1 rRNA gene is annotated in these 600 nt (G+C 50.8%); it reads right to left on the minus strand.

The window, feature by feature from the left end:
• Positions 1-600: ribosomal RNA gene (locus tag GUI70_RS22575) — 23S ribosomal RNA — on the minus strand; the annotation flags it as partial.

Here is a 600-nt window from a genome sequence, read left to right on the forward strand (position 1 = left end):
TACCCAACCACCTGTGTCGGTTTGGGGTACGGTTCCTGGTTACCTGAAGCTTAGAAGCTTTTCTTGGAAGCATGGCATCAACCACTTCATGTTCTAAAAGAACACTCGTCATCAGCTCTCGGCCTTAAGATCCCGGATTTACCTAAGATCTCAGCCTACCACCTTAAACCTGGACTACCAACGCCAGGCTGGCCTAGCCTTCTCCGTCCCTCCATCGCAATAACCAGAAGTACAGGAATATTAACCTGTTTTCCATCGACTACGCTTTTCAGCCTCGCCTTAGGGACCGACTAACCCTGCGTCGATTAACGTTGCGCAGGAAACCTTGGTCTTTCGGCGTGGGTGTTTTTCACACCCATTGTCGTTACTCATGTCAGCATTCGCACTTCTGATACCTCCAGCAAGCTTCTCAACTCACCTTCACAGGCTTACAGAACGCTCCTCTACCGCATCACCAAAGGTGATACCCGTAGCTTCGGTGCATGGTTTGAGCCCCGTTACATCTTCCGCGCAGGCCGACTCGACTAGTGAGCTATTACGCTTTCTTTAAAGGGTGGCTGCTTCTAAGCCAACCTCCTAGCTGTCTAAGCCTTCCCACGA

It is taken from the genome of Deinococcus alpinitundrae (genome assembly GCF_009982895.1).
Taxonomy (GTDB): Bacteria; Deinococcota; Deinococci; order Deinococcales; family Deinococcaceae; genus Deinococcus; species Deinococcus alpinitundrae.